Source organism: Paenibacillus sp. FSL M7-1455, from assembly GCF_038004655.1.
In the GTDB taxonomy this organism is placed as follows: Bacteria; Bacillota; Bacilli; order Paenibacillales; family Paenibacillaceae; genus Paenibacillus_AQ; species Paenibacillus_AQ cookii.
This window is the reverse complement of the sequence record NZ_JBBORO010000001.1, coordinates 5855027-5881263: the sequence shown is the minus strand read 5'-3', so window position 1 is coordinate 5881263 and position 26237 is coordinate 5855027. Positions and strand designations below refer to the sequence as shown.

The 26237-nt window shown below is 54.2% G+C and carries 20 protein-coding genes; 18 read left to right on the top strand and 2 right to left on the bottom strand.

Annotated features, from left to right (window positions below):
- Positions 1-49 precede the first annotated feature (49 nt).
- Positions 50-1093: a C40 family peptidase gene (locus NYE48_RS26835; protein ID WP_036706114.1), complete on the bottom strand. Its 1044-nt coding sequence runs from the start codon at positions 1091-1093 to the stop codon at positions 50-52.
- 247 nt (positions 1094-1340) lie between these two features.
- Between NYE48_RS26835 and NYE48_RS26830 the strand changes: the two genes are divergently transcribed.
- The 13 genes from NYE48_RS26830 (at position 1341) to NYE48_RS26770 (ending at position 16587) form a co-directional block, all read left to right on the top strand.
- Positions 1341-2402, top strand: a complete 1062-nt coding sequence (locus NYE48_RS26830) for an LLM class flavin-dependent oxidoreductase (RefSeq protein ID WP_212951477.1) — start codon at positions 1341-1343, stop codon at positions 2400-2402.
- Positions 2403-2561: 159 nt separating this feature from the next.
- Positions 2562-3512: a bile acid:sodium symporter family protein gene (locus NYE48_RS26825; protein WP_212951475.1), complete on the top strand. Its 951-nt coding sequence runs from the start codon at positions 2562-2564 to the stop codon at positions 3510-3512.
- 401 nt (positions 3513-3913) lie between these two features.
- On the top strand, positions 3914-5155 hold the full coding sequence (locus NYE48_RS26820; protein ID WP_341000493.1) for a delta-aminolevulinic acid dehydratase: 1242 nt from the start codon (positions 3914-3916) through the stop codon (positions 5153-5155).
- Positions 5156-5397: 242 nt separating this feature from the next.
- Positions 5398-7563, top strand: a complete 2166-nt coding sequence (locus NYE48_RS26815; RefSeq protein WP_341000492.1) for an anthranilate synthase component I — start codon at positions 5398-5400, stop codon at positions 7561-7563.
- Positions 7564-7623: 60 nt separating this feature from the next.
- The gene (locus tag NYE48_RS26810) at positions 7624-7959 is read left to right on the top strand and encodes a winged helix-turn-helix domain-containing protein (protein ID WP_341000491.1); all 336 of its coding nucleotides are present in this window, start codon (positions 7624-7626) and stop codon (positions 7957-7959) included.
- Between the two features lie 204 nt (positions 7960-8163).
- Positions 8164-9141 carry a ring-cleaving dioxygenase gene (locus NYE48_RS26805; protein ID WP_212951473.1) on the top strand — a complete coding sequence of 326 codons (978 nt, stop codon included), beginning with the start codon at positions 8164-8166 and terminating at the stop codon, positions 9139-9141.
- A 181-nt stretch (positions 9142-9322) separates the two neighbouring features.
- Positions 9323-10273, top strand: a complete 951-nt coding sequence (locus NYE48_RS26800; protein WP_341000490.1) for a phosphotransferase family protein — start codon at positions 9323-9325, stop codon at positions 10271-10273.
- 315 nt (positions 10274-10588) lie between these two features.
- On the top strand, positions 10589-12202 hold the full coding sequence (locus NYE48_RS26795) for an ABC transporter substrate-binding protein (RefSeq protein WP_341000488.1): 1614 nt from the start codon (positions 10589-10591) through the stop codon (positions 12200-12202).
- A 186-nt stretch (positions 12203-12388) separates the two neighbouring features.
- Positions 12389-13339, top strand: a complete 951-nt coding sequence (locus tag NYE48_RS26790) for an ABC transporter permease (protein ID WP_341000487.1) — start codon at positions 12389-12391, stop codon at positions 13337-13339.
- Positions 13340-13343: 4 nt separating this feature from the next.
- Positions 13344-14189 carry an ABC transporter permease gene (locus tag NYE48_RS26785; protein ID WP_341000486.1) on the top strand — a complete coding sequence of 282 codons (846 nt, stop codon included), beginning with the start codon at positions 13344-13346 and terminating at the stop codon, positions 14187-14189.
- A 38-nt stretch (positions 14190-14227) separates the two neighbouring features.
- Positions 14228-15241 carry an ABC transporter ATP-binding protein gene (locus tag NYE48_RS26780; protein WP_212951467.1) on the top strand — a complete coding sequence of 338 codons (1014 nt, stop codon included), beginning with the start codon at positions 14228-14230 and terminating at the stop codon, positions 15239-15241.
- The gene (locus tag NYE48_RS26775; protein ID WP_036706126.1) at positions 15238-16125 is read left to right on the top strand and encodes an ABC transporter ATP-binding protein; all 888 of its coding nucleotides are present in this window, start codon (positions 15238-15240) and stop codon (positions 16123-16125) included. Before NYE48_RS26780 ends, NYE48_RS26775 begins: the two co-directional genes overlap by 4 nt.
- A gap of 24 nt (positions 16126-16149) precedes the next feature.
- Positions 16150-16587: a hypothetical protein gene (locus NYE48_RS26770; RefSeq protein WP_212951465.1), complete on the top strand. Its 438-nt coding sequence runs from the start codon at positions 16150-16152 to the stop codon at positions 16585-16587.
- Between the two features lie 106 nt (positions 16588-16693).
- Here NYE48_RS26770 and NYE48_RS26765 read toward each other — a convergent pair whose 3' ends face one another.
- Complete coding sequence (locus NYE48_RS26765; protein ID WP_341000485.1) at positions 16694-19066, bottom strand: S-layer homology domain-containing protein; 2373 nt, start codon at positions 19064-19066, stop codon at positions 16694-16696.
- 423 nt (positions 19067-19489) lie between these two features.
- Between NYE48_RS26765 and NYE48_RS26760 the strand changes: the two genes are divergently transcribed.
- From NYE48_RS26760 to NYE48_RS26740, 5 genes are read left to right on the top strand one after another with little or no spacing between them, the layout of a single operon-like run.
- Positions 19490-21109 (top strand): extracellular solute-binding protein, encoded by a 1620-nt coding sequence (locus tag NYE48_RS26760; protein WP_341000484.1) that lies wholly within the window; start codon positions 19490-19492, stop codon positions 21107-21109.
- A gap of 18 nt (positions 21110-21127) precedes the next feature.
- Entirely contained in the window at positions 21128-22060 is a 933-nt protein-coding gene (locus NYE48_RS26755; protein ID WP_341000483.1) for an ABC transporter permease, read from the top strand.
- Positions 22054-22917, top strand: a complete 864-nt coding sequence (locus NYE48_RS26750; protein WP_036706136.1) for a carbohydrate ABC transporter permease — start codon at positions 22054-22056, stop codon at positions 22915-22917. Before NYE48_RS26755 ends, NYE48_RS26750 begins: the two co-directional genes overlap by 7 nt.
- 43 nt (positions 22918-22960) lie before the next feature.
- A complete protein-coding gene (locus NYE48_RS26745; protein ID WP_341000481.1) occupies positions 22961-25219 on the top strand; it encodes a helix-turn-helix transcriptional regulator in 2259 nt (752 codons plus the stop codon).
- A gap of 13 nt (positions 25220-25232) precedes the next feature.
- Positions 25233-26237 (top strand): zinc-dependent alcohol dehydrogenase, encoded by a 1005-nt coding sequence (locus NYE48_RS26740; RefSeq protein ID WP_341000480.1) that lies wholly within the window; start codon positions 25233-25235, stop codon positions 26235-26237.

Here is a 26237-nt window from a genome sequence, read left to right as displayed (position 1 = left end):
GAACAAGGCCGCCTGCAGGCGGCCCTGAAAAAGCTTCGGGTATAACACTTTAAAACACTCTCCGCGCGGTAACGAACCGTTTTTTCCACTGCCCGTCAAAGGCTTCCATATGAACGCCAAGCTCTTTGGAATAGGTGTGCAAAATTTGGTTGTCGCCCGCGTAAATGGCCACATGGCCGATCGGCAAATTGCGCGCCGTGAAAAAGAGCAGGTCCCCTTTGCGCAGCTGATCGACCGGCACTTCTTTGCCGACTTTGGCTTGGTCGTACGAAACCCGCGGCAGATCGATCCCGAGCGTGTCCTGGAAGACGCGTTTGACGAAGGAAGAGCAGTCGAACGTTTTCGTCTGGTCCGGCGAAGCTCCGAAAACATACGGCGCGCCCCAAAAGGTCTTCCCGTAAGCGATCAGTGCGTCGCCCTGCAGTTCGGCGAGGCTCGGGCTCGCATAATCGGTATATTTCGGTTTGGCGGATATGTATCCGGTGCGGTTGTCCGGCGTTTGCACCTTCAGCCACGAGGCGTTGACCTCCTGCAGGACATGGACCTTCGTCCCGGCGGCCAGCATGGCAAGCGAAGCGCCTTTCTCGGCGTCGGGTTTGTCGCGCAAGTTCACTCCCCACAGAATGGACGTTTCCGCATGGATGGCCGAGGTAACGGTAACGGTCCGCGAGCCCGGGTCCCATATTACGGTGCCCCCGAGCGCTTCGCTTACGAAACGAAGGGGAACAAGCGTATATCCGTTGGCGATTTGGCCGGGAACGTCGACGGATAAAGCTTGTCCGTTTAAGGAAGCGGTGTGCTCGCCAATGCGGTAAACAAGCGTCGCGTCCCCTTTTTTGGCGGTGACGGTTTTGGCGGCGTTATCCCAAGTCAATCGGGCGCCTTCCGCCTCAAACAACCCGCGCATCGGAACGAGCAGGGTTCCGTTTACGTTGTAAGGCTCCACTTCGGGCCGAAGCTGGCGCCCGTCCAGAAAAATCGATACCGGCTTGGCTCCCTCCTGACCCTGAACCGCATTTGCCGCATGCGTCGGGGCAGCGTGAAGCAGCGAAGCCGTTAACAGAGAAAGAAGCAAAGCTTTGCTTTTGGTCATGCCTTCATCTCCTTGTTGACTGATGTTCGGAGTTCCCAATCCTCCTCTACGTATAGTTGGACGGCGCCATGCCGAATTGGTTCTGTACCAAATGATGGCAGAGGGGAACGGACTCCATCATATAGAAGGAAATCAGGTGCTTGAAAAACTTCGCCGAATAGTTCAATATAAAGATATCAATTATTAAAATACACATGTTAAAGTTGCCTGGCAGCAAGATATGATGGGATAAGGGAGGGGCTCACCCATGGAGATCGGGATCAGTACTTTTGCGGAAACCACGCCGGACGTCCGCACCGGCAACGTACTCAGCCATGCCGAACGCATTCGGGAGGTCGTGGAGGAAATCATCCTGGCGGATCAGGTGGGACTGGACGTATTTGGCATCGGAGAGCATCACCGGAAGGACTACGCCGTTTCTTCGCCGGCGATGGTGCTTGCGGCCGCCGCGCCGCAAACGAAGCGGATTCGGCTGACGAGCGCGGTGACGGTGCTGTCCTCCGCCGACCCGGTGCGGGTGTTCCAGGACTTCGCTACGCTGGACGGCATTTCGAACGGACGCGCCGAAATTATGGCGGGAAGGGGATCCTTCATCGAATCGTTCCCGCTGTTCGGTTATGACCTGAACGATTACGACGCGTTGTTCGACGAGAAATTGGAGCTGCTGCTTAAGATCAGGGCGTCGGAGAAGGTAACCTGGAAGGGCGGGCACCGCCCGGCGATCCAGGACCGCGGCGTCTATCCGCGTCCCGTTCAGGATCCGCTCCCGGTCTGGATCGGCAGCGGCGGCAATCAGGAGTCCGTCGTGCGCGCCGGCCTTCTCGGCCTGCCGCTCGTGCTGGCGATCATCGGCGGCAGACCGACGCAGTTTGCGCCGCTGGTGCAGCTTTACAAGCGGGCAGCCGCGCATGCGGGACATGATCTGTCGAAGCTGCCCGTGGCTTCCCATTCCCATGGTTTCGTGGCGGAGGAAACGGAGCTTGCGGCGGATAAGTTTTACCCGTCGACGCAATACAGCATGAACATCCTTGCCCGGGAGCGGGGCTGGGGGCCCTATGACCGCAGCAGCTTTGATATGGCACGGAGCTTCGAGGGAGCGCTGTACGTCGGCGATCCGGAGACGGTGGCCCGGAAAATCATCCATCTTCGCAAACGGGTGGGCATTACCCGGTTTTTCCTCCACGTTCCCGTAGGCAGCATGCCGCATGACGACGTGATGAAAGCGATCGAGCTGCTTGGAACGAAGGTCGCGCCGATCGTGCGCGAAGAGGTCGCAAAATGGGAAGCTGCGGGCGAGCCGCAGGAATAAGGCCAAAAGAGGGGCGTAATGCCTCTCTTTTTTATGTAAATTCAAATCATTATATCAGACTGCAATATGAAATTTTTACCATTGTCAATATCTTCATATCGGCGTAAAATGATGCCTAATACTCTTACGTTGACATTACACCGGAAGTGAGGTTAGGCCATGAACGCCGTAGCAAAAGTAAGCCGTTTTGTCGGAGGAACGTTTTCCGTATGGGTCATTTTGTTCGCTTGTTTCGGTTTTTTTATGCCGGAGGTCTTTATCCCTTTAAAGGGGTACGTATCGCTTTTTCTCGGGATCGTCATGTTCGGCATGGGGCTGACGTTGTCCTCCGCCGATTTCCGCGAGGTTTTTCGCCGTCCGTTTGAAGTGCTGATCGGCGTCGTCGGCCATTTTATCATCATGCCGCTGCTTGCCTACGTGCTGGCGCTGGTGCTGAATTTGCCGCCGGATATCGCCGTGGGCGTCATTCTGGTCGGCTGCTGCCCGAGCGGCACTTCTTCGAACGTCATGACGCTGCTCGCCAAAGGCGACGTCGCGCTGGGCGTATCGATCGCATCCGTGTCGACGGTGATCGCTCCGCTCGCCACGCCGGCTCTGATCAGCCTGCTGGCGGGTCGCTGGATGCCGATCGACGGCGGCGCGCTGATCAAGGACATCCTGATGGTCGTCATTTTGCCGATCGTTCTCGGCGTCATCGTCAAGACCTTGTTCAAAAAGCAGGCCGAAGCGAGCGCCCAGGCCCTTCCGCTCGTGTCCACGCTGGCGATCGTGCTGATCGTGGCGATCGTCGTCGGCGGCAGCAGAACGAAAATCATCGAAAGCGGGCTGCTGATCTTCGCGGTCGTCATCCTGCACAACTTGCTCGGGTATGCGCTGGGCTATTTGTTCGCAAAACTTTTCCGCATGAACTTGAGCAAACGCAAAGCGATATTGTTCGAAACCGGCATGCAGAACTCCGGTCTCGGGGCCACGCTGGCATCGGCGCATTTTAATCCGGTAGCGGCCGTTCCGAGCGCGATCTTCAGCGTCTGGCACAACATTTCCGGCTCGCTGCTGGCCACCTGGTTCGCCCGGCGCGCCGAAAAAGAAGCGGCATCGAAAACCGCTTGACGGAAATACCCGGTTCCTTCGGCAAAGAGGCCATCCCGACAAGGGGTGGCCTTATTTTTGTGCAGGCTCGGAAAACTTCGGTCCACCCTGGTCCGGATGACCTTTGAGAGGAATTAGACGCTAGGCGCCATCCAAAATCCACTTCAGCCGGGCTCAAAATCATCCCCATAAGACCGCCTGGTCGTTCCGGCAGAAAACGGGACAGAAATAAGTGATAGCCTCTCGATCGAAAAAATTCCTAAAAGGTTTTTTAGATTGTATGTTTAAAATCGCGGGATAAGGGGATCTTTACTTCAAAACATAGGGTATTTCTTGAGGTATCTTGACAACCTGAGAGGTTTTCGACAAATTTCATATGATACAATTTTTGGTGTAATAAACATAAAAAAGAAGGAGTGGGAATGATGTCCGTAAAACAAGCCGCAGTTGCAAAAAGAGAATTTATGATGTTATCGGAACTGTTTTCAGAAGAGGAGATGACATCCATTTCATCCACTGGAAAGATTACAAAAAGAATCAAACAGCAATATGAAGTCATTCCACGGCCCGAGCACTTTTGTCAAATTGTGGATATTGATATTAATTTAAAGGGAAACAGCACAAAAGGTGTTCCTTGCATGGATGGTTATCCCATACGTTCCGTCGAAAATGCAGTTTCCTATATTCGTCAGCTTCTTTCCAGCGGTATACGGGCGGTAACTGTTCGTCTTGGCGGAAACCCGGTGAACCCAACCAATACCGAGAATTACAGCTATGATCCGCTGCTGGTGAACAGTTCTTTCGAGGTGAAAAGCGTCAAAGACTATGATTTGATCCTTGCCGCCCATGTCGAAGTATTTAAAGAACTGCGCAATCAATTTCCGAAAGGGACTCTTCATATAACCGGTGATCCGTTTGGCATTGCCCCCAACAGTGACGACGGAGCATGGGGGATCAAGCGCTCGGATGGAAAGATCGATTATCCGGCCACCCTTGAACTGATCGCCAAAATCGCAACGGCATACGCCGGTGCAGGAGTCGACGCTTTGCTTTCGCTTGGAAGGATTGAACGTGAGGTTGAGGTGGCAAGAAAGGCTTTGAATCGGATGCACCTTGAGGTTGAAATCCAGTCGTTTTCGCAAAATGTCGAGAGTAAGGCGGCCTATATTTATCTGGACGATGTGCAACGAAAAAAGGATTCCTTCCAGAAAATCCTGCCCGGCAATTTTAATGAAATGAATTTTCGCGCCATTACAGATATTTATGAAGGTAGTGATACGGTTGTCGTCAAGCCGACTGAGAATCTCCATATCGTCTCCGCAACTCGTCAATTTTTGAACAGCAAGCAAGAGATGTTGACGTTCCTGACCAGCCAAGCAGTAAAAGACATGATTCAAGGGAACGAATACTTGTCTTCGATGGTGTTTGATATCCTGATGGACTCCGACGCATTTTTTGATAAGTGCCGCAAGGTGAAACTTAGTACGTATACGGTGTCCGGAACCTATTATCTGCACAAGCTTTTAGAGCAGCAAAAAGGCGAGTCGTTTGCTTTTAGTGTTGTAGACGAGCTTTACAAGAATATCATATCCGCAGCCGGCCCTTATTTCGGTAAAATAATGGATCGTAATGCATTTTGGTACATTGAGCAACTCAGCCGGTAACGCCTAGCATACTTCTAAATGGCTGGAAAAGGGATGGCCAAGGGCACAAAGCCCTGTGCGATCCCTTTTCCACGTCCGTTCGGGCTTGACAAATAATTTACAGAAAAATACAATTTTAATTAATTATTTTCAGTTGAGACAGAGCCGAGAGAGATGAGAAGAGATGAGTTAGAGATGAGGAAGGATTCTGCTTGTTCTCCCCCTCTGTTCTCTTCTGCCTAAAAACAAGGAGGAGAGAATTTGTGAAAATTCCGCTGAATGTTGCTGAGACGACCAAAACGTATCAATCCAAGGGCCGTATCAGCATCACCCGCACTTTAACCCCTATCGCATTGGAAGATGCGTTGGAACCTGTTTTGGAAGGCATCAATCATTATAAAGGAGCCTTGTTTACCAGCGGTTACGAATACCCCGGACGTTATTCCCGATGGGACATCGGTTTTCTGAATCCTCCGGTTGAACTGCGGTCCTTCGGCAGGGATTTTGAGATCCGGGCTTTGAATGAAAGAGGAAGGCTGCTGTTGGACATGATCAATTCGTGTCTTACCGCAGGACAAGGCTTTTCTTTTGAGAAGGAACCCGGCAGGATCGCAGGTCGGATTGAAGCTTGCTCGGATGCCTTTACGGAAGAGGAGCGGACGCTGCAGCCCTCCGTTTTTCGGTTAATGAGAGGCATAAAAGAGATTTTCACGAACGAGGAAGATTCGAATCTTGGATTATATGGGGCTTTCGGATACGATCTGGTGTTCCAATTCGAGTCTATGGCGCTTACCCATCGGCGATCGCCGGAAGTTCCGGACCTAGTGTTGTACCTCCCCGACGAGCTTGTCGTCGTGGACCGCCAGCTAGGATTTGCTTATCGCGCCGAATACGATTTTGCCTACAACGGCATGAATACGGAAGGCCTGACCAGGCAGACGGAGGCGATTAGCGGACAGAGGCAACATAGAGAGACTCCCCCTGCCTATGAACAAGGTCGATACGCCAAGCTTGTCATGGAAGCGATCAAGGCATTCAAAGCGGGGAACCTATTCGAGGTTGTCCCTTCCCACACGCTGTATGAACCATGCGAGACCCCTCCTGCCGAAATTTTCAAAAGATTGACGGCGCTGAATCCGAGCCCTTACGGATTTATCATTCATTTAGGAGACGAGCATCTGATTGGGGCTTCTCCGGAAATGTATGTCCGGGTAAACGGGAAGAGAGTGGAGACATGCCCTATTTCCGGAACAATCCGCAGGGGGAGTTCGCCGATTGAAGATGCAGAACAGATCAGAGCGCTTCTAAACTCGGCCAAAGACGAAGCGGAGTTGACCATGTGTACGGATGTGGACCGCAACGATAAATCCCGCGTTTGCATTCCGGGTACCGTCAAAGTGATTGGCCGCCGCCAATTGGAGATGTACTCCCACCTGATTCATACCGTAGATCACATTGAAGGCATTTTGGCCGAGGATTATGATGCTCTGGATGCATTTATGTCCCATATGTGGGCCGTGACGGTTACCGGGGCACCCAAAAGGGCCGCCATTTCCTGGATCGAATCCCATGAGGATCGACCAAGGCATTGGTATGGAGGGGCGGTAGGCTTTTATACCTTTGACGGAAACCTGAATACCGGACTGACATTAAGAACGATTCGGTTAAGCGCTGAAGTAGCAGAAATCAGAGTCGGCGCCACATTACTGTACGATTCGGACCCAATGGAAGAGGAAATGGAGACCCTGACCAAAGGGGCAGCCATGGTTCAATCCATTCGCAATACCGAGGCTTCTCCGAAGGACAGAGAGACAGCTGTAAGTCAGGTCGGTCGGGGGAAACAGATCCTTTTTATCGATCATGAGGATTCCTTTGTGCATACGTTAGCCAATTATTTTAGACAAACCGGAGCCCAAGTGACCACGATGCGATCCGAGCAGGCTCGGCAAGTGCTTCGGCTTGGGAATCCATTCGACGGCGTCGTGTTATCGCCGGGACCGGGGAGGCCGGATCAGTTCGGACTTAAGGAGACCATCCGCCTTTGCTTGGAGCGGAACTTGCCGGTTTTTGGCGTTTGCCTGGGTCTTCAAGGCATTGTCGAGTATTTTGGCGGAAGTCTGGACATGTTGGATTATCCGCAGCACGGAAAGCCGGCAATTGTAACAACCGTGGGAGACAGCCTGCTACTGCGGGGACTGGGAGATCAATTTAGGGTAGGGCGTTACCACTCTATATATGCAGCCTTCCTGCCTGAATGCCTTAAACCTACGGCTTATTCCCAGGACGGGATCGTCATGGCGGTGGAGCACAAGGAGCTGCCGATTGCAGCGGTTCAATTCCATCCTGAATCGATTTTGACTTCAGCGGGCCACATTGGGCAACGCTTGATTGAAAATTATCTGGAACGGTTTGAGGTCGTGAAAAAATAACCGGGAGAGCCGGGAATTTTCGAGGGATTCCAGGGTTATTATCATTGAAGGAGGAGTGCTGTGGTTAATTACGAGGAAAGCATACTGCCGCTTGGAGACGATTGTTATCTGGATGTAGAGAGAGAAATTCTTTATAAAGATGCATTGCCTTGTTCATTATCGCGTTTACAATTCAGGCTCCTGTATCGTTTAGGAATGGATTTGGAGCGGATTGTGCCGTCAGAAGAGCTGATTGCGTTTGCCTGGATGAATTCCTTGATCGAACGTCATGAGCTACATGTATTTATCAACCGGATTCGCCGGAAGCTCGAAGATAACCCCTCCTGCCCGAAATGCCTTCTGTCGGTTCGGGGAGCGGGGTATGTGTTATTCCCGAGGAAAAAAGTTTTAACTTGACCGCCGTCTCGGAAAAGGAGCAGCTGCAGCCCGTGAAAGACTGCGGTTGCTCTTGTTTGTTGAGGACGTGATCTTTATAACCGTTGACAGCGGAAAGTAAATCGTGATATCATAAATCTCAAATTAAAGATACTTTATAATGAATTAAATCCGTTGATGCTTTGTTTGTAGATGGGGAAAGCTAACTTCAAGGAGGAATCTGCCATGAATGGATTAAAAGGAATCCACCACGTTACGGCGATCACGAGCAGCGCCGAGAAAAACTATCAATTTTTTACCTTCGTGCTGGGCATGCGCCTGGTGAAAAAAACCGTCAATCAGGACGACATTCAAACGTACCATTTGTTTTTTGCCGACGATAAAGGAAGCGCGGGCACGGATATGACGTTCTTTGACTTTCCGGGCATTCCGAAAGGGGTGCACGGCACGAACGAAATCTCCAAAACCTCGTTCCGCGTACCCAGCGACGCAGCGCTCGACTATTGGGTAAAACGGTTCGACCGGATGAACGTCAAGCATTTCGGCATCAAAGAGATGTTCGGGAAAAAGACGCTGTCCTTCGTGGACTTCGACGATCAGCAGTACCAGCTGATTTCCGACGAAAACAACGAGGGCGTACCGTCCGGCACGCCATGGCAAAAGGGACCGATTCCGCTGGAATACGCGATCACGGGTCTGGGCCCGATTTTCGTGCGAGTCGCCAACTTCGACTACTTCAAAGAAATGCTGGAAAAGGTGATGGAGTTCAAGGAAATAGCGAAAGAAGGCTCCTTCCATCTGTTTGAGGTGGGCGAAGGAGGCAACGGGGCGCAGGTCGTCGTCGAATACAACGCCGTGCTGCCGCCGTCCCGCCAAGGTTTCGGCACCGTCCACCATGCGGCGTTCCGCGTCGAGGACCGAAGCGCGCTGGAGCACTGGATCAAGCGGATGGAACAGTTCGGGTTTTCGACTTCCGGTTACGTGAACCGCCATTTCTTCGAATCGCTGTATGCGCGGGTGGCGCCGCAAATTTTGTTCGAGTTCGCGACCGACGGTCCGGGCTTCATGGGCGACGAGCCGTATGAAACGCTTGGCGAAAAGCTGTCGCTGCCTCCGTTCCTCGAGCCTAAGCGCGAGCAAATCGAGAAACTGGTCCGTCCGATCGACACCGTGCGCAGCACGATTGAATTTACGAAAGAATAAAGTTTTGCCCCCGAAGAGGAGTACATGACCACCCATGTGCTCCTCTTTTTTTCGTCACGGGCTCGCCCAGGCGGAGGGGCTCCCGAACACTCCGTAATTTTTCCCTATAAACGTTTTTTCCCGGGAGAAATGCTCCGCCGTCGTATACAATCCAGCTAGGAAAAACGGAGGAGGAGTCGCAATGAACAAAAACCAAGAACCGGAGCTGGAACAAGTTTCGGCCCTGGCCCGCCGGTATTTTCGTTCAACCGCATTTCAAATCGAAAGGGAGCCGTCGGGCGTATCCACTTATGTATATCGCATTGCCGCCAGCGGCGGGATCTTTTATTTGCGTATTCTGCCGGAGCAGGATGCGAGCTTTGCCCCCGAGGTCCATGTTCATCGGCTGCTCCTGCAAAAAGGCGTGCAGGTGCCGGAAGTGCTTCATTTTGAGCCTGTTCATGAGGAGCTGGGCCTGTCCGTGATGCTGGTGCGGGAAATCCCTGGGGTTCATGCCGGGCAGGTAACGTCTCAAGCGTCATACGAACGTGTCATGGAGAATGCCGGCAGCCAGCTTGCCTTGGTGCACGGGATACCGGTAGACGGCTTTGGCTGGATCAGGAGAGGGCGGAACGAAGACGGCGCGGTATTGCGGGGGGAGAACCGTTCGGCAGAAGAGCAGCTGCTGGAATTTTTGGAGGATGACGTGCAATTTTTATCGGAAAAGCTGTTCAGCAAAGCGGAGGGCTCTATTATTCGCAGGGCCATGGAACGGGGGCTCCCGCTGATGGGCCGGCATGAGCCGCGGCTTGTTCACGGGGATTTCGACGATTCGCATATTTTCCAGGATAACGGGACCTACACGGGGATCATTGATTTCGGCGAGATTCAGGGAAGCAGCCCTTTATACGATCTGGGGCATTTCAAACTTCACGATGGACAGCGGTATAAAGGTTTTCCTGCCCTTTGCGAAGGATACCGAAGCGTCGTTCTCCTGACGGCATGGGACCGGCTGGAAATTGATCTTTGGGCCGTCTGGATCGGCGTGAGGAGGTTAGGGATCGTTGCCCGGCGTTCGCCGCATGCAGGTTATGTGCATCATTTGCTGAACCGCGTGCGGGAATTGCTTGACGTCGTCTCCAGGCAGCTATGATGCGGGCGGCTTGCAAGCGGTCCAAATCCGGCATGAAACACCTGATGAAGCCCGCCCGGTTATGTCGGTATTACCGATAGAAGCCGGCAGGGCTTTTTTTCTTAAAACTACCTTATTTCGACACGAAACTTCGACAAAATTCGAAAATAGTTATAGCATTTTTTACAGTTTGGCACTAAAATAAAGTTAGTAGACGTTTTAGTCGGTTAAAAGGCTAAAATGGGAAAAAATCGCAAGCATCGGATAAGGATTGTAATTCCTAGTAATCCGATATACAATTGAAAACAGTCAATAGAGAGTGGGGGATAAGACATCATGCGTAAATATTTTTCAGGGGTCGTTATTTTGGCGCTGCTGACCATGCTGGTCACGGCTTGCTCCGGGGATGCCGGCAATTCGGCAGCACCTTCGGACGCTTCGTCTTCCGGGTCTTCGCAAACAACCGGCGACCAGCCTAAAGACGGAGGCAATCTGATCATCGGGGTACAGGCCGATCCGGTCATTTTGAACCCGAACTATGCAGGGGACCGCGTCAGCTTGACGATTGACCAAGCCCTTTATGCGCCTCTTTTCCAAGTGAATAATGGCAAGAAAACCTTTTATCTCGCCGACAGCCTGGAGCCGTCCGCGGATAACTTGACGTATACATTGAAGCTGAAAAGCGGCCTGACTTGGCACGATGGAGAGAAGCTGACGGCGGATGACGTGGTGTTCACCATCGACAAGATTTTGGACGAGAAACAAAACAGCATGCTGAGAGGCAACTTCATCATTCACGGCAAACCGATCAAAGCGGTAAAAGTCGACGACACGACGGTAGAATTCAAGCTGCCGCAGGTGAGCCCGGCATTCGAAGCGACGCTCGTTCAGGTCACGCCGATTCCGAAGCATATTTTCGAGAATGAAGCGGACATCGAAAAGAGCCCTAAAAACAATACGCCGGTCGGTTCCGGTCCGTTCAAGTTCAAGGAATACAAAACGGGCGAATACGTGACGCTGGAGCGCTTCGACAACTACTTCGGCGGCAAGCCGCATCTGGACACGATCACGTACCGCATTTCCAAGGATGCGAACGCCTCGAACCTCGCCCTGCAAAACGGCGAAATCAACATCAAATACGTCGATCCGCAGGATGCGGCGACGATCGAAGCGACAGGCAATTTCGAAATGAAGAACTACAGCGAAGGTCGCCTGGCTTACATGCTGTTCAACGAAAACAGCGACACGGGCCTGATGAAAAACAAGGAAGTAAGACAAGGGCTGTCCTACGCCCTGAACCGCGAAGAGCTGATTCAAGTGGCTTACACGTCGCCTGACTATGCCGATCCGGCCAAATCCTTCGTCACGCCGGACGGGCTGTATCATGACAACAACGTCACGACGTACGACAACGACGTGGAAAAAGCGAAGGAACTGCTGCAGAAAAACGGCGTCGTCGGCAAAACGCTGCGCTTTATCGTAACGAGCGGCAACAAGGCTCAAGAGGCGATCGCGCTCTATGTGCAACAGAAGCTGAAGGATGTCGGTGTCAACGTGGAAATCCAGTCGATGGATGCATCCGCGTTCAGCGACAAGTTCACGAATCCGGAAACCAGCGATTATGAGCTGACCGTCGGCGGTTACATCATGGGCTTCGATCCTGACGCATACAGCATTTTGTACACGACGGGAAGCGACTCCAACTACGCGCACTACTCGAATCCGGAAGTCGACAAGCTCTTCCAGGAAGGCGCCGGCGAAGCCGAAACGGCCAAACGCGGAGAGATCTACAAGAAGCTTCAGGAAACGATTGCCGCCGATGCGGTCATTTACCCGATCGCCTATACGAAAACGATCGTTGCCGTGGATAAAAAATTCGGCGGCCTGGACGAAGCCGTGCTGAAGCCGGTCGTGATTTTTGAAGATCCGTCCAAGCTGTACCAGAAATAAGGGTTTCGATAAAATAAAACCGGACGCGAAAGCCGGGAAGATCAACGACAATCAAGCCGGTCATCCAGCATTGGAAGCAGGGGTTATCCCTCTTCCGGTGCTGGAACCAGCTTTATTTTTTTCAGGTGGGTAAACGATTGATAGGCATATTCAAAATCCAGGATGTTAAGCTAGGGGACTAAGAGCATGAAAAGACTGATCGTCAGAAGATTGTTGCAAACCGTGCCGATGCTGTTTTTTGTGTCGATCGTCTGCTTCATTTTGGTGAAAGCGGCGCCCGGGGACCCCGTGCGTTCTTTTATTACACCGAACATGCATGCGGAGGACATTGAACGCGTCAGGCATAATCTCGGCTTGGACAAGCCTGCGTACATTCAATATTTCATATGGCTCAAAAATTGTTTGACGGGCAATTTCGGTTACTCGCTCGTGAACCACAAACCGGTCATGGGACAGATTTTGGAGCGGCTGCCCGCAACGGCCGGACTGATGGGGGCGGCGATCGCGCTGGCCGTCATTTTGGCGATTCCGCTCGGTTTGGTCGCGGGCGCGAACCGCAACCGCTGGGTCGACAAGCTGGTCAACATGATCGCGTACATCGGCATTTCGCTTCCGCTTTTTTGGCTGGCGATATTGCTGATGTACTTTTTCTCCATTAAGATGCACTGGCTGCCGAGCATGGGCATGCGCACGATTGGCGTCAATTCGGCGCTGGACGTCATCAGGCACGGCATTTTGCCTTGCGTGGTGCTGGCGATCGGCTTTTTGACGGTCTACGTGCGGTATATCCGTTCGAGCACCATCAGCCAGCTGAAAGAGGACTATGTGCAAATCCAGTACGCTTTCGGTTCGGCGAAACGGATCATCTTGTTCCGGCACGTGCTGAAGCACGTGGTGCTGCCGGTCATTACGCTGGTGGGCATGTCCATGGGCGATTTGGTTGCCGGAGCGATCGTGACCGAGACCGTATTTTCGTGGCCGGGCATCGGATCGCTTGGCATGACGGCCGTGCGGGGCATGGATTATCCGGTCATTATGGGCATCACATTGTTCTCGTCGGTTCTGTTGATTCTGGGGAACCTGCTCGCGGACATTTTATACGGCATCGTCGATCCGAGAATTAAAACAACGAGGTGATCTCATGAAACGGAGTAAATGGATTAATGTTGCCCGTGAGCTTAAAGGAAACAAGCTGGGGATCGCCGCCGTTATCGTGTTGCTGATCATCGCTTTGGCTGCGATCTTTGCTTTCCTGTCCTCCAAGGATCCGAACCAGATCAATGCGCTCGGCCGGCTGAAGCCGCCGAGCAAGGCGCATTGGTTCGGCACCGACGATTACGGGCGGGATACGTTCACAAGGGCGCTTTACGGCGGCCGCGTCTCGCTGGCGGTCGGTTTTCTGTCCATGATTTTTGCGACGGCGATCGGCGTGACGGTCGGCATCATCAGCGGTTATTTCGGCGGGTGGCTCGACAGCCTGCTGATGCGCCTGCTGGATATCATCATGTCGATCCCGTCTTTCCTCATTCTGCTGCTGCTCAGCGTGTACTTGAAACCGAGCGTGGGCAACATCATCGTCATTATTTCGCTGCTGATGTGGATGAGCATCGCCCGGGTCGTCCGGGCGGAGACGATGGCGCTGAAGGAGAGGGAATACGTCCTGTACGCCAAGGCGTCCGGTCAAAGCGCATTCGGCATCATACGGAAGCATATTCTGCCGGGGCTGTTGTCGGTCATCATCGTGAGTGCCACCAACAACATCGCTTCGGCGATCATGATGGAGTCGTCCCTCAGCTTTCTGGGCTTCGGCGTGCAGGCGCCAAACGCGACCTGGGGCAGCATGCTCAACGGCGCGCAGGGGTACGTGGTCAATGCGCCGTATATGGCGCTGTTCCCGGGCTTGCTCATTTTCGTGACCGTGCTTTGCTTCAACATACTTGGCGATATATTGCGCATCGGTCTCGAACCGAAGCTTGGCAAAAGATAAACCGCCGTCGTAAGGCGATGAAGGAGTGAGAAACCAAGATGACAAAACAACTGCTAACCGTCGATGGGCTCAAGGTCTCATTCCAGACCAGGGACGGGCAAAACCAGGCGGTCCGCGGCGTCAGCTTTCATGTGGGCGCCGGCGAAACGGTCGGCATTGTCGGCGAATCGGGAAGCGGGAAAAGCGTGACCGCCAAAGCGATTATGGGACTGATTGCTCCTCCGGGAAAAATTACGGAAGGCAAGGTTTTGTTCCAAGGGGAGGATTTGAGCGGCCTTACCGAAAACGAGTGGCGCAAGCTCCGGGGCAACCGGATTGCGATGGTGTTCCAGGACCCGATGACGTCGCTGAACCCGGTCAAGACGATCGGCTTCCAGATGGCGGAAGTCATCCGGCGCCACCGCGGGCTCGGAAAAAAGGAGGCGCTGTCGGAAGCGGTGGAAATGCTTCGGAAGGTCGGCATCACCGAGCCGGAGCGCCGCGTCAAGCAATATCCGCATGAATTCAGCGGCGGGATGCGCCAGCGGGTCATGATCGCGATGGCGCTCTCCTGCAGTCCGGAGCTGCTGATTGCCGACGAGCCGACGACGGCGCTGGACGTGACGATTCAGGCGCAAATTCTCGATTTGCTGAAGCAGCTCAAGACGGAGTCGGATACCGCCGTGCTGCTTATCACGCATGATCTCGGCGTCGTTGCCCAGGTCTGCTCCCGCGTCGTCGTCATGTACGGCGGCATGGTCATGGAAGAGGGGACGGTCGAAGATATTTTCTACCGGACCGGCCATCCGTACACGCAAGGGCTGCTGCGTTCGGTTCCGAAGCGCGTAGGCGCAAACCGCGAGCGGCTCGTGCCGATCGAAGGATCGCCTCCCGACCTGATCGACCCGCCCGCCGGATGTCCGTTCCAGGACCGCTGTCCGTACGCGTTCGGCAAATGCTCGGAGCTTCCGCCGATGGCGGACCTTGGCGAAGGCCACCGCTCCTTGTGCTGGCTCGTGCAGGACAAAAGCACGCTGAAAGAAGCGCTCGGGGAGGAGGAAACCGGTCAATGAACGAACATATCATGGTTGATGTGCGCAACCTGAAGAAACATTTCACGAAAGGCGGCGAAGTGCTGAAAGCCGTCGACGGCGTCAGCTTCCAAATCCGCAAGGGCGAGACGTTCGGCCTTGTCGGCGAATCCGGTAGCGGCAAATCGACGGTCGGACGCTGCCTGATCCGGCTGTACGATTATACGGAAGGGGAAGTGTTTTTTGACGGGCAAAACCTGTCCAAGCTGCGGGACAAGCAGCTCAAGCCGTTCCGCCGGCGGATTCAGACGATTTTTCAGGATCCGTACTCTTCGTTGAACCCGAGCATGAGCGTGCTGGATTTGATCGGGGAACCGATGGATATCCACGGCATATATAAAAAGGCGGATGAGCGCAAGGAGTTCGTGGCGGGGCTTTTGGAAAAGGTCGGGCTCAAACGGGAGCATCTGTACCGTTACCCGCATGAATTCAGCGGCGGGCAGCGGCAGCGGATTTCGATCGCGCGGGCGCTTTCCGTCCGTCCGGACTTCGTCGTATGCGACGAGCCGATCTCCGCGCTGGACGTGTCCGTGCAGGCGCAGGTGGTCAACATGCTGGAGGATTTGCAGGCCGAATTCGGGCTGACGTACCTGTTTATCGCGCATGATTTGTCCATGGTGCGCCACATTTCCGACCGGATCGGCGTTATGTATAGAGGCCGCCTGGTCGAAGTGGCGGAAAGCGACGAGCTGTACGACAACCCGCTGCATCCGTATACGAAGGCGCTGCTGTCGTCCATTCCGATTCCCGATCCGCGCGCGGCCAACGAAAAAATGGCGGTGAAATACGAGGTGCCCACGGCCGGTGACGGCGTGGTGCCCGAGCTGCGTGAAGTGAGCCCGGGCCATTTCGTGGCAGACCATTAAAAGATTAGAGGTGCTGATTGAAGCATGGAGAAAAATGAGCGCGTCAAACTATCCCAATGGGATGCATTAATGCTGGAAGGCCTCCGCGCATACGGCTGGTCCGACGAAGAGCTGCTGCGCAGAGTCCGCGAGCGCGATTTGCCGAAGGATACGAGCATGTTTGAGTTCGATTATCAGGCCTTGGCCGAATGGGCCGCGGCCGAACCTGAGTTGTTCCGGTCTGCGGTAACGAACGGTTATTCCATCAAGTACAACACGCTTGGCGGCCTCCGCTCCTGGATTTTGGTTGCCTGCGGCTTCGAGCCGGAGGTCATTCGCGAGCCGGGGCACGAAGCGGTGATCGCCGAGCTGACTCCCGAACAGAAGGAGCGCCTTGCGTCCGTCATGTCGTTCGGCTGGGTCATTCGCGAAGAAGCCGGCAAGCCTGGCGTGTACCGAATCGAGCCGCTGCAAAGAGGATAAGGACGCAAACCGCAAAAAACCTGCTCATAGGCGAGCAGGTTTTTTGTGTGTTTAAGCAGGACGAGTTCCCGGTGCATGCGGACGTCCAAGCATCGCTCCTTCGCTTTTATGGGACATCGACTTCGACAACCCGATCCTTGGCGTTGTTTGCGAAATCGGTAAAGCTGCTAAGCGCAATCCGGAATTTGCCGCCGGACTTAAGCTGGTTTTCCATGAAACTCGGCTTTAATATGATCGCAAATGCAGTATCGCCGTTGGAGACGCCGTAGAGGTAATCATCTTCAAATTTCAGATCGGGGAGCGAGTCCGTGATGACTCCATCGGGAGCATATTTTATACCGATTTGCGGGTAGATGCCATTGTATTGCCACCATACGGGCTCGCTCAACGACAGGCTGATTTTCCCGTCCCCGTAAGTCGCGCCGGTCACGGTCGGAGCTTCCTGGTCGAAACGGATCGGCAGCGATACGATGCTGGTAACGGTACCGTTCTCGTACAGCTTGAATACAAGGGACGCGTTGTCGGGTTGACTCTTGGGTTTTACGATCAGTCCGGCGTTGCCGCTTGCGTCTTTTTCGACCGCAATATTCGCCGGATCGGATGATTCGATGGCGATGAAGCCGACCGTTTCGTCATTTTTGATTAGTTTGAAAACGCCTTGTTCCGGGTCGTAGGAATGGACGTAATCCAAATTTTCGCTTTCTCCGCGGGTGATCTGGATCAACTTTTTGATATTCCTTTTATTGTAATATTCGGGATCGGAGCTTGCACCAATGTACACGCCGGTATCCGTCCCGTTCAACACGAACCCGTCTGCCGCGAGCTTCAGCGCCAACAGCCGAACCTGGGCGTTGTTCAGCTCGATAACGGTGGTTTGCAAGCTGTTGTAGGCGTTCGCGATCGTCTCTGCGTCCGCTTCGGGATTCGCATTCACTTCTTTGGCATGGGCTAGTTCTTCATTCAAGTGTTCGACCGCGATTTCGGGATATTTCCCGGTCGTCTCCCCGACGTTCTCCTTCGCGTGGTCGTACAACGCTTGCGCTTCCGCAATAAGATTGCCGAACAGCTGTTTATCCGAAGCAAATGCCGCTTGAACATGATCGAAGGTTGCGGCCAGTTTGCCGGATGTGCTCCGGATCGAGGCATCCGGCGACTGCGGATGGTAGGACACTTCATAGACATCCCCCATTCTCAGCGGTGAATCCGTGATGATTTGCACCGTTTTGCCTGCGACGGCGACCGATTTGACGGCTCGCTTAAAGGAAGAGGAACCGTCTTTCGCATAGATGTGGAAATCGGCTGCGGAAGGAACGCGATTCGAATCCAGCTCTTCGTCATAAGCAAGCACGAGGGTGTCGCCCTTGGCAAAAGAAATCGCCGGCATGCCGAGCGCATGGGATTGAAGAAGGATTTTCGCGGAAGGAGCGGATACGTTGCCGGCCGGGTCCACGGCGTACAGCTTGTATTCGCCTTCGAACAATGCCGATGTCGGGACGGCGGTTTCCGTGTTGGCGGCGGCGGAGGCTTTGGAGGCCATATTCACGCTGACCAAAGAGTCCAACAATTCCCGGCTGGTCGGGTTCTGGCCGAAAGGCACGAGATAGATGCTGCCGGCTTCGCTGCTTTTCGCGATCACGTTTTGGCCGATCTGCACAGGAGAAGCGGAGACGAGCGTTACGGTCGGCGCGGCGGTATCCGGTTGGATCGGCGTGCTTGGGCCGGAGTCGCTGCCGCCGCCGGACGAACCCGGATTCGTTGGCGTAGGGGACGGCTTTTGATTTTCGGGCTGCTTAACGGGAGGTTTTTCTGGAGGTTGGGATGGCGTCGTTCCGTTGTTCTTGATCTGTTCCTGAGCTTTAAGGAGACGGCTTGCCACCGCCGCAACGGCTTGCCTGTCCGCGCTTCCCGTCGGATTGAAGGCACCGTTTGCGTCTCCCTGCAGCAGGCGGAGCTCGACGGCCGCGGCTACGGAATCTTTGGCGTAACCGGCAATTTGGTCTCTGTCCGAAAATTGAAGAGACCAGCCTTTGCCCGCCGTTTCGACGTAGCCCATGGACTCTAGTGCCCGCATGAACAGGACGGCCATATCTTGACGGGTGAGATTCTGGCCGGTGCCGAACTTGCCGTCGCCCATGCCTTTGATGATCCCTGCTTTTACGGCCGCTTCCACGAAATTGTAGGCGTAATTCGAGGCGGGCACATCCGAGAAAGTCGCATTGGCCGGCCCCGATGCCGTTTCAAGCTTCAACGTTTTGGCCAGAAGAATGGCGAAGTCCTGTCTTTGGATCGCTTCCGTCGGATTAAACTTTCCGTCTCCTTTGCCATTGACGATTCCTTTGGCGGCAAGCTCCAGAATCGCGTCTTTGGCATATGAGCCGCTAATATCGGTAAATTCGGCCGGCGCGGCTGTGACCGGCAATGCGGCGGCACTGAGCAGCGCAGCCGTGGTCATGACTTTGAAGATGAACGTTTTCTTCATTTTTTCCCCTCTTTAGCCCAGAATAAAACCAAGATTTCCCATGCGGATGGATTGGTGACTCTATCATATATGCCGGTATATGCCTTGGCAATCGATTTTTTTTCGCCGGGAGAACGGCATGATTCGGAGCTGGTAAACCGAGGTGGCGGAAGAACGGAAACGGCTGGATGAAATGCATGCCGGATTTGATATATTTCTACCGGTTTATCATTTTCCACATCGCTTAAAACGTTGATATACCGCCATTTCTTCGGGTTTTCCGCCTAAAACGGACGCAAATTCGAAGGCGGGGGAAATCATGGGGTTTACCAATTTTGAAAGCGTTTTTATGATGGAATCCAACGGGCAACAGTCAGACGAATGGGAACAACGGCGGCAAATGCCTGGAGCATGCACCCGACAAAACGAGGAGGAAAAAAAAGAATGCCAAAAAAGCGGATCCGTATGTCTGTCATCCTTTCCGTGCTGATGCTCATGCTCAGCGCCTGCGGCGGAGGAGGTGGCAAAGCCCCCGCCGAAGATCAGGCCAAGGCGCCTGCTTCCAATAACGAACCCCCTGCTGCCGCCAGCGCTGCGCAATACGGGGATACCGGGGGGCTTAAGCTTCCGTTGGTGGACGAACCGACAACCATCAAGTTCATGCTGCCCAGCAATTCCTCCAAGATCGGCGACGACAAGCTGATCGTTCAGGAGCTGCTGAAGCGGACGGGAATCAAGGTAGAGTTTCAAACCTATTCGCCGCAAACCTATCAGGACAAATTAAAGGTGGTCGTCGCCTCCGGCAAGCTGCCCGATATTTTTATCGGACTGAAGCCGGCGGAGCTCAAAAAAATCGGCCAGCAAAAGGGCGTGGTCGCCATCAACGAATACGCCGACATGCTGCCGAATTTCTCCAAGCTGTATTTGCAGGAAAACGACTGGGTCATCAAGTCCTACGGCGACCAAAACGGGAATATCTACACGTGGCCGATCTATGACCTCAACCGGGAAGTCAATCACGGCTTCCTGTACAGGAAAGACATTTTCGATAAAAACGGCATCAAGGAATGGACCAATACCGAAGAATTTTATCAGGCGCTGAAGAAGCTGAAAGAAATTTATCCGGATTCCTATCCGTATGCCTCGAAAGGGCTGGCCCACATTTTCGGGGACTGGTCCTTCGGCTGGGGGCTCGGGAATAACGACAATTATCCGGCCTATTACGACGAGAAGGACGGGACCTGGAAATACGCCTCCGTGCAGCCGGAGCACAAGGATATGCTCGACTTCATGAAAAAGCTGTACAACGAAGGCTTGATGGACCCCGAATTTTTGACCGACACCCAAGATTCGTGGACCACGAAAATGACGACCGACAAGTCGTTCGTCACGTGGGACTGGATCGGCAGACTGGACTTATTCTACAACCAGGTCAAGGAGAAAAACCCGGATTACAACCCGAGATATGCCAATCCGATCGGCCCTACCGGCCATGTCCGCACGCTGCCTAAGGTTTCCGACTTCAGCGTGGCGGTTGCCAACAACAAAAACAAGGAAGCGGCATTAAAGCTGCTGGACTATTTGACGAGCCCGTCCGGGGGCGAGCTGATGACCGTCGGCGTGGAAGGCGTCAACTTCAATTGGGGCGAAGACGGCCGGCCGGTGTATCCGGAGCTGAAGGATCTGCCGTTGGTGGACATCGGCGTGCTTGAGGACCGCTACGGCATGTGGCTGGAAGGCGCTTATCTCAGACCGGACAAACGCAGCGTGTATTACAAGTTTTCCGAGAAGGAACAAGAGGCGCAGGACAAAATCATGAAAGAGGACAAACGGGAGCCGTTCGACCCGATCCTGAACTTTACCGACGACGAGATTTCCACGCTGGCGGAACTGCAGACCTCGCTGCAAAAAGCATCCGAGGAATTCAACGCGAAGTATATTTTGGATAAATCTTACGGGGACGCGCAGTGGGAGGAGTTCAAAAAGTCCATTTCCAAACAGGGGATGGATGAGCTGATCAAAATCTACAACGACGCCCAGAAGCGGTACGACGCGGCCAAGTAATGAAACGGGGAACGACACATGACGAATAAACCGTTAAAAGCCCGGTCCAAGGAGATGCTGAAGCATATCCGGCGGGACCGGGAGCTGCTGTTATTGTTTATCCCGTGCATCCTTTTTTACGTCATTTTCCGTTACGGCCCGCTGTACGGACTGATCATCGCCTTCAAGGATTACAGCGTGTTTACCGGCGTGCTGGGCAGCGACTGGGTCGGGCTGAAGCATTTCATCAAATTTTTCGGCAATCAGGACTTTTGGATGCTGTTCCGCAACACGCTGCTGCTCGGCTTTTACACGCTCGTATTCGGATTTCCGTTTCCGATCCTGCTGGCCGTATTGCTGAACGAGGTCCGGGTTCAATGGTTCAAAAAGTCCGTGCAAACACTGAGCTATCTCCCGGCCTTTTTATCCGTCGTCATCATCAGCAGCATGATCATCGATTTCCTCTCGCCCACGAACGGGCTGCTCAACCAGCTGCTGGCGGCGCTCGGGTTCGAGAAAAAATATTTCCTCGCCGATTCCGGTTGGTTCCGGCCGATTTACGTCATCTCGGAAATTTGGGGCACGGTAGGGTACGAATCGATCATTTATCTTGCGGCGATCGCCGGCATCAGTCCGACGCTGTACGAGGCGGCGAGAGTGGACGGGGCAACGCGGTTTCACATGATCCGGCACATTACGATTCCGGGGCTGATGCCCACCATGCTGATCATGTTCATCCTGAAAACCGGTTCCATGATCCGCGTCGGGTACGAAAAGGTGCTGCTGCTGTACAATCCGATGACCTACAACGTAGCCGACGTGTTTTCGACGTACGTTTACCGGAAAGGCCTGCTCGAGTCCAACTACAGCTACGCGGCGGCGGTCGGAATGTTCGAGGCGCTGGTGGCCATGGTGATGCTGCTGGGCGCAAACGCCGTCAGCCGGAAGATCGGAGGGAAGGGATTATGGTAGGGGCACGCAGATTATCCGTTTTTGGCGTCGTCAACGCCCTGATCCTGGCCTGCGTCGCCATCGCGACGCTGTATCCGGTATGGTACATTGCGGTCACCTCGTTAAGCGATACGGCTTCGGTCGTCCAAGGGAAGGTGTTATTGTTCCCCAAGGGCTTTAACTTCGACGCCTACGCGGAAGTGCTCAAAAACAAATTGATCCCGCGGGCGTATTTGAACTCCGTTTACTACACGTCGCTGGGCACCTTCATCAATCTGTTGTTTACGGCGGTGGCGGCCTATCCGCTCTCCCAGAGAACGTTTTTCGGCCGCCGGTTTTTCATGCTGGCCATCGTGCTCACGATGTTCCTGAACCCCGGCATCATTCCCACGTATCTCGTGGTCCAGAAGCTGGGGCTGACGGATTCGGTATGGTCGCTCGTGCTGCCGAACGCGATTTGGACGATGGAGCTGATCATTTTAAAAAGCTTTTACGAAAACATGTCCTCCCAGATCCGGGAGGCGGCCCTCATCGACGGCGCGTCGGAAACGAGGATTCTTTTCAGCATCGTCATCCCGCTCTCCAAACCCGCGCTGGCTTCCATCGGTTTGTTTTATTTCATGGGCCATTGGAACAGCTTCTTCCTGCCGCTCATTTATTTGAACGACAAGGACATGTATCCGCTGCAGGTCGTTTTGCGGGATATGCTCATCTTCAACACCGAAAATGACGCCGGGCTCGTGGACCGGGCGGCCCTGGCGCCGCAGGCGCTGAAAAACGCGACGATCGTGCTGTCGATGATTCCGGTGCTGCTGATCTATCCATTTGCCCAAAAATATTTCGCGAAGGGGGTTATGCTGGGGGCGGAGAAGGGTTAGGCGGCGGAATGTGGAATAGTTGTCATCATGAGAGGTGACGCCAATGAATCGGTTAATCGCAAGCCGGGGACTGCTGCAAATCTTTTTCTCTCTGCTGCTGGTCATCGTGATCATGTCCGTGTCCAACTACGTCGTTTACCGCAATTCGATTTCCGGGATTTACGAAAAAGTGACGCAAAACAATCGGTTGGCCGTCAAAAACATCATTCAGGCGTTCGACAGCAGCCTAACGACGGTGAACAACCTCATTTTCACGATCCACGGACTTCCTTACGACCGCTTGAAATCCGGGGGAAGCGCAACCCTCGACATGTCCCAGGTGTATTCCCTGCAGGACAATTTGGCCAGCCTGGTGTCGTCGGTGGATTACATTGAGGACGTGGTTGTGTTCTACGATCAGGTGGATTTGGCGATTACCGCGAGCGGGACCAGCGACATGAAGCTGCTGTTTCAGAATAAATACAGGCATGACATGTACAATGCGGCCTACTGGAGGAATTTCGCCAAGTCCAAACGTCCGTTCACCGTTTTCCCGGCTTCCGATTTCTATGCGCAGGCCGAAGGCTCGAAGCCGAGAAGCGAACGGCTGATGGTCGTCATGGACGGCAACAAATACAAGCTATCGGACAAAAACGTCATGGTCCTGATCAACGTGGAAAAATGGCTGCAGCACGTGAATCTGCAGGCGATGGTGCCGGGTTCTTCCTTGATCGTGCTGGATGCCGACCGCAACGTCATTCTCAGCACCGACAAAAACCTGGACCTGGTCGAGGTGCTGAACGACGTATACTTCAAGCAGCCGCAGGGGAAATCGCTGACGCGGGGCGACTTCGAGTACAGCTTTTACCAGTCGGACTACAACCGCTTCATCTACATCGATAAAATGCCGTACCAATTCCAAAATATCGACTCCGTGGCGAGCGGAAGCAGGCTCATCATGATCGTGGCGATCGTAAGCGCGGTGGTTCTCGCCGGACTGCTCAGCGTCTATTTGTACCTGCCGGTCAAAGGCATCCTGAAGCTTCTGGGGGGCGGCCGCGTCAAAGGGAACGACTTCCGCAAAATCCACAGCGGCATCGCCAAGGCACAGCGGGAAAACGAAGAGCTCCGGAGACAGATCCAATCCGCGGATGCGGAGCTTTGCCGGGCGGTTTTCCTTCAATCGCTGCTCGAAGGGCGGCACGCCGGGGATGACGGGGCGCAGGCGCGGAGATTTGAACGGTCGTTGTTCCGCGAAAAGCAGTTCGTGATGGCGCTGTTCCAGTTCAAAAGCAAGGAGGAGACCGGGGAAAACGCCGGCCTGAACCCGGAAGACATGGCGGAGGAGATTCGCGGCGGCCTGCAAAACGTCGCCGGGCATGCGGCCGTATTTCACGTGCAGGATTTGCGGTTTGCCGCTTTGATCGGCATCGTTCCCGGGGCCGGGAGGAAGGAAATCATCGACGGCGTCCGATCCTTTATGCTCCATGCGGGGCAGGGCGTTTTTGCCGGCTTTACGGTTCGGGCTTGCGTCTCCAAAACGTATGAATCCCGGCTTCAGCAGTGCAGTCCGGCATATCAGGACTTGCTGAACGGGCTTCGCTACCGGAACACCCATGACGAAGCGCAGGCCGTGATCGATACCGAATCGATCCGTTACGTGGCCGACGTCTATTTTCCGCTGGAGAAGATGGATAAGCTGACCCGCTGCCTGACCGGCGGCAGAACCGAGGAAGCGGTTCACATCGTAAGGGACATCATTTCGGAAAATGCGGCCCGGAACATCCACCACTACCATTTGGCCCATGTCGCCAAAAGCATCTTTCTCTATATCATCAAACCGGTCGAAGCGTCCGTATCGGACGATAAGGAGCTGCTGCGGCTCGAAGCCCGGTTCATCCGCCAGGTCGACGAGGCGTTCGGCCACGACGAAATCGGCAACGCGCTGGCCGAGCTCGTGCAAAGCATCGCGGACAAACGGAGCCGGGAGCCGAAAAGCAAGCTGAATCCCGCCTTTATCTCGCAGTATATCGAACTGAATTACATGCACAACTTGTATTTGGATCGGATGGCCGAGGTGCTGGATACCACGCCCAAATATTTCTCCAACTATTTCAAGAAAACGTTCGGCATCAACTACGTCGAATACCTGAACAAGGTCCGGCTGGAGCATGCGCGGGAATTTCTGAAAAATACCGACTTCAATATCGCCGAGATCGGGGAAAAAACAGGGTATGCCAATGCCTCCACCTTTACGACCACGTTTAAAAAATATTACGGCATCTCTCCCAGCGAATACCGGAAAACCGCGGGCGAGGGATAGAAGGAAGGGGTACATGAAAGCCGTCGCCGCTTTTAAAGGAAACATCGTCATTACCGAAACGGAGGAACAAATCACCGTGCCGGAGGGGCATGTGCGGATCCGCACCGAACTGTCGGCCATCAGTCCCGGGACGGAATTGTCCTTTTTGAAACGAGGCCCCGAGAAGCCCTCCCTTCTCGGGTACAGCGCCGTCGGAATCATTGAAAAAATCGGGGACCGGGTAAGCGGATTCCGGATCGGCCAGCGGGTGGCCTGCTACGGCGCCCCTTATGTCCGGCATTGCGAACGATTGACCGTGCCGTCCAATTTGATCGCTTCGGTGCCCGATCACGTCCGGCCCGAGGAAGCGGCCTTCGGCGGGTTGGGAGCCATCGCGATTCATGCGCTCCGGACCGCCGATCTCCGGTTCGGGGAATCGGCCGTAATCGTCGGCTTGGGCATTCTGGGACAGATGATCGCCCAGATCGCGGCGGCAGCCTCGTTTCGCGTCATGGCGCTCGACGTGAATGCCAGCCGTGCCGACATGCTGCGGGCCCAAGGCATGGAGCATGTCTTCACCGAGCACGACGGGCTGCAGAACCGGCTTGACGCCGTTACGGACGGACATGGCGCGGATTGCGCCCTCCTTTGCGCCGGCGGGCCGGGTGAAGAGCTCATTAACCGTTCCTTAAGCTGGATTCGCGACCGGGGAAAAATCGTCGTGGTCGGCGACTTGTCCACCTCTTTTTCCAGGGCGCAAATGTTCGGGAAAGAAGCGCAGGTCCTGATCTCGCGGGCCGGCGGACCCGGCAGGTATGACCCGGGCTACGAGAGGGACAACCGGGATTATCCGATCGGATTCGTGCGCTGGACCGAAGGGAGGAACCTTGCGGAGTACATCCGCCTATTGGCCGAAAAACGGATTTCGATTTTGCCGCTTATTTCGCATCGTTATCGGCTGGACGAAGCCAAGGCCGCTTATGACAACTATTTGAATACGCCGGGTGTCATGGGAACGTTAATCACATACGGGGACTGA

Excerpts from the sequence above, each read along its gene's own strand:
- NYE48_RS26835 (WP_036706114.1), bottom strand. The coding sequence starts at position 1,093 with ATGACCAAAAGCAAAGCTTTGCTTCTTTCTCTGTTAACGGCTTCGCTG.
- NYE48_RS26830 (WP_212951477.1), top strand. The coding sequence starts at position 1,341 with ATGGAGATCGGGATCAGTACTTTTGCGGAAACCACGCCGGACGTCCGC.
- NYE48_RS26825 (WP_212951475.1), top strand. The coding sequence starts at position 2,562 with ATGAACGCCGTAGCAAAAGTAAGCCGTTTTGTCGGAGGAACGTTTTCC.
- NYE48_RS26820 (WP_341000493.1), top strand. The coding sequence starts at position 3,914 with ATGATGTCCGTAAAACAAGCCGCAGTTGCAAAAAGAGAATTTATGATG.
- NYE48_RS26805 (WP_212951473.1), top strand. The coding sequence starts at position 8,164 with ATGAATGGATTAAAAGGAATCCACCACGTTACGGCGATCACGAGCAGC.
- NYE48_RS26800 (WP_341000490.1), top strand. The coding sequence starts at position 9,323 with ATGAACAAAAACCAAGAACCGGAGCTGGAACAAGTTTCGGCCCTGGCC.
- NYE48_RS26795 (WP_341000488.1), top strand. The coding sequence starts at position 10,589 with ATGCGTAAATATTTTTCAGGGGTCGTTATTTTGGCGCTGCTGACCATG.
- NYE48_RS26790 (WP_341000487.1), top strand. The coding sequence starts at position 12,389 with ATGAAAAGACTGATCGTCAGAAGATTGTTGCAAACCGTGCCGATGCTG.
- NYE48_RS26785 (WP_341000486.1), top strand. The coding sequence starts at position 13,344 with ATGAAACGGAGTAAATGGATTAATGTTGCCCGTGAGCTTAAAGGAAAC.
- NYE48_RS26780 (WP_212951467.1), top strand. The coding sequence starts at position 14,228 with ATGACAAAACAACTGCTAACCGTCGATGGGCTCAAGGTCTCATTCCAG.
- NYE48_RS26775 (WP_036706126.1), top strand. The coding sequence starts at position 15,238 with ATGAACGAACATATCATGGTTGATGTGCGCAACCTGAAGAAACATTTC.
- NYE48_RS26770 (WP_212951465.1), top strand. The coding sequence starts at position 16,150 with ATGGAGAAAAATGAGCGCGTCAAACTATCCCAATGGGATGCATTAATG.
- NYE48_RS26765 (WP_341000485.1), bottom strand. The coding sequence starts at position 19,066 with ATGAAGAAAACGTTCATCTTCAAAGTCATGACCACGGCTGCGCTGCTC.
- NYE48_RS26760 (WP_341000484.1), top strand. The coding sequence starts at position 19,490 with ATGCCAAAAAAGCGGATCCGTATGTCTGTCATCCTTTCCGTGCTGATG.
- NYE48_RS26755 (WP_341000483.1), top strand. The coding sequence starts at position 21,128 with ATGACGAATAAACCGTTAAAAGCCCGGTCCAAGGAGATGCTGAAGCAT.
- NYE48_RS26750 (WP_036706136.1), top strand. The coding sequence starts at position 22,054 with ATGGTAGGGGCACGCAGATTATCCGTTTTTGGCGTCGTCAACGCCCTG.
- NYE48_RS26745 (WP_341000481.1), top strand. The coding sequence starts at position 22,961 with ATGAATCGGTTAATCGCAAGCCGGGGACTGCTGCAAATCTTTTTCTCT.
- NYE48_RS26740 (WP_341000480.1), top strand. The coding sequence starts at position 25,233 with ATGAAAGCCGTCGCCGCTTTTAAAGGAAACATCGTCATTACCGAAACG.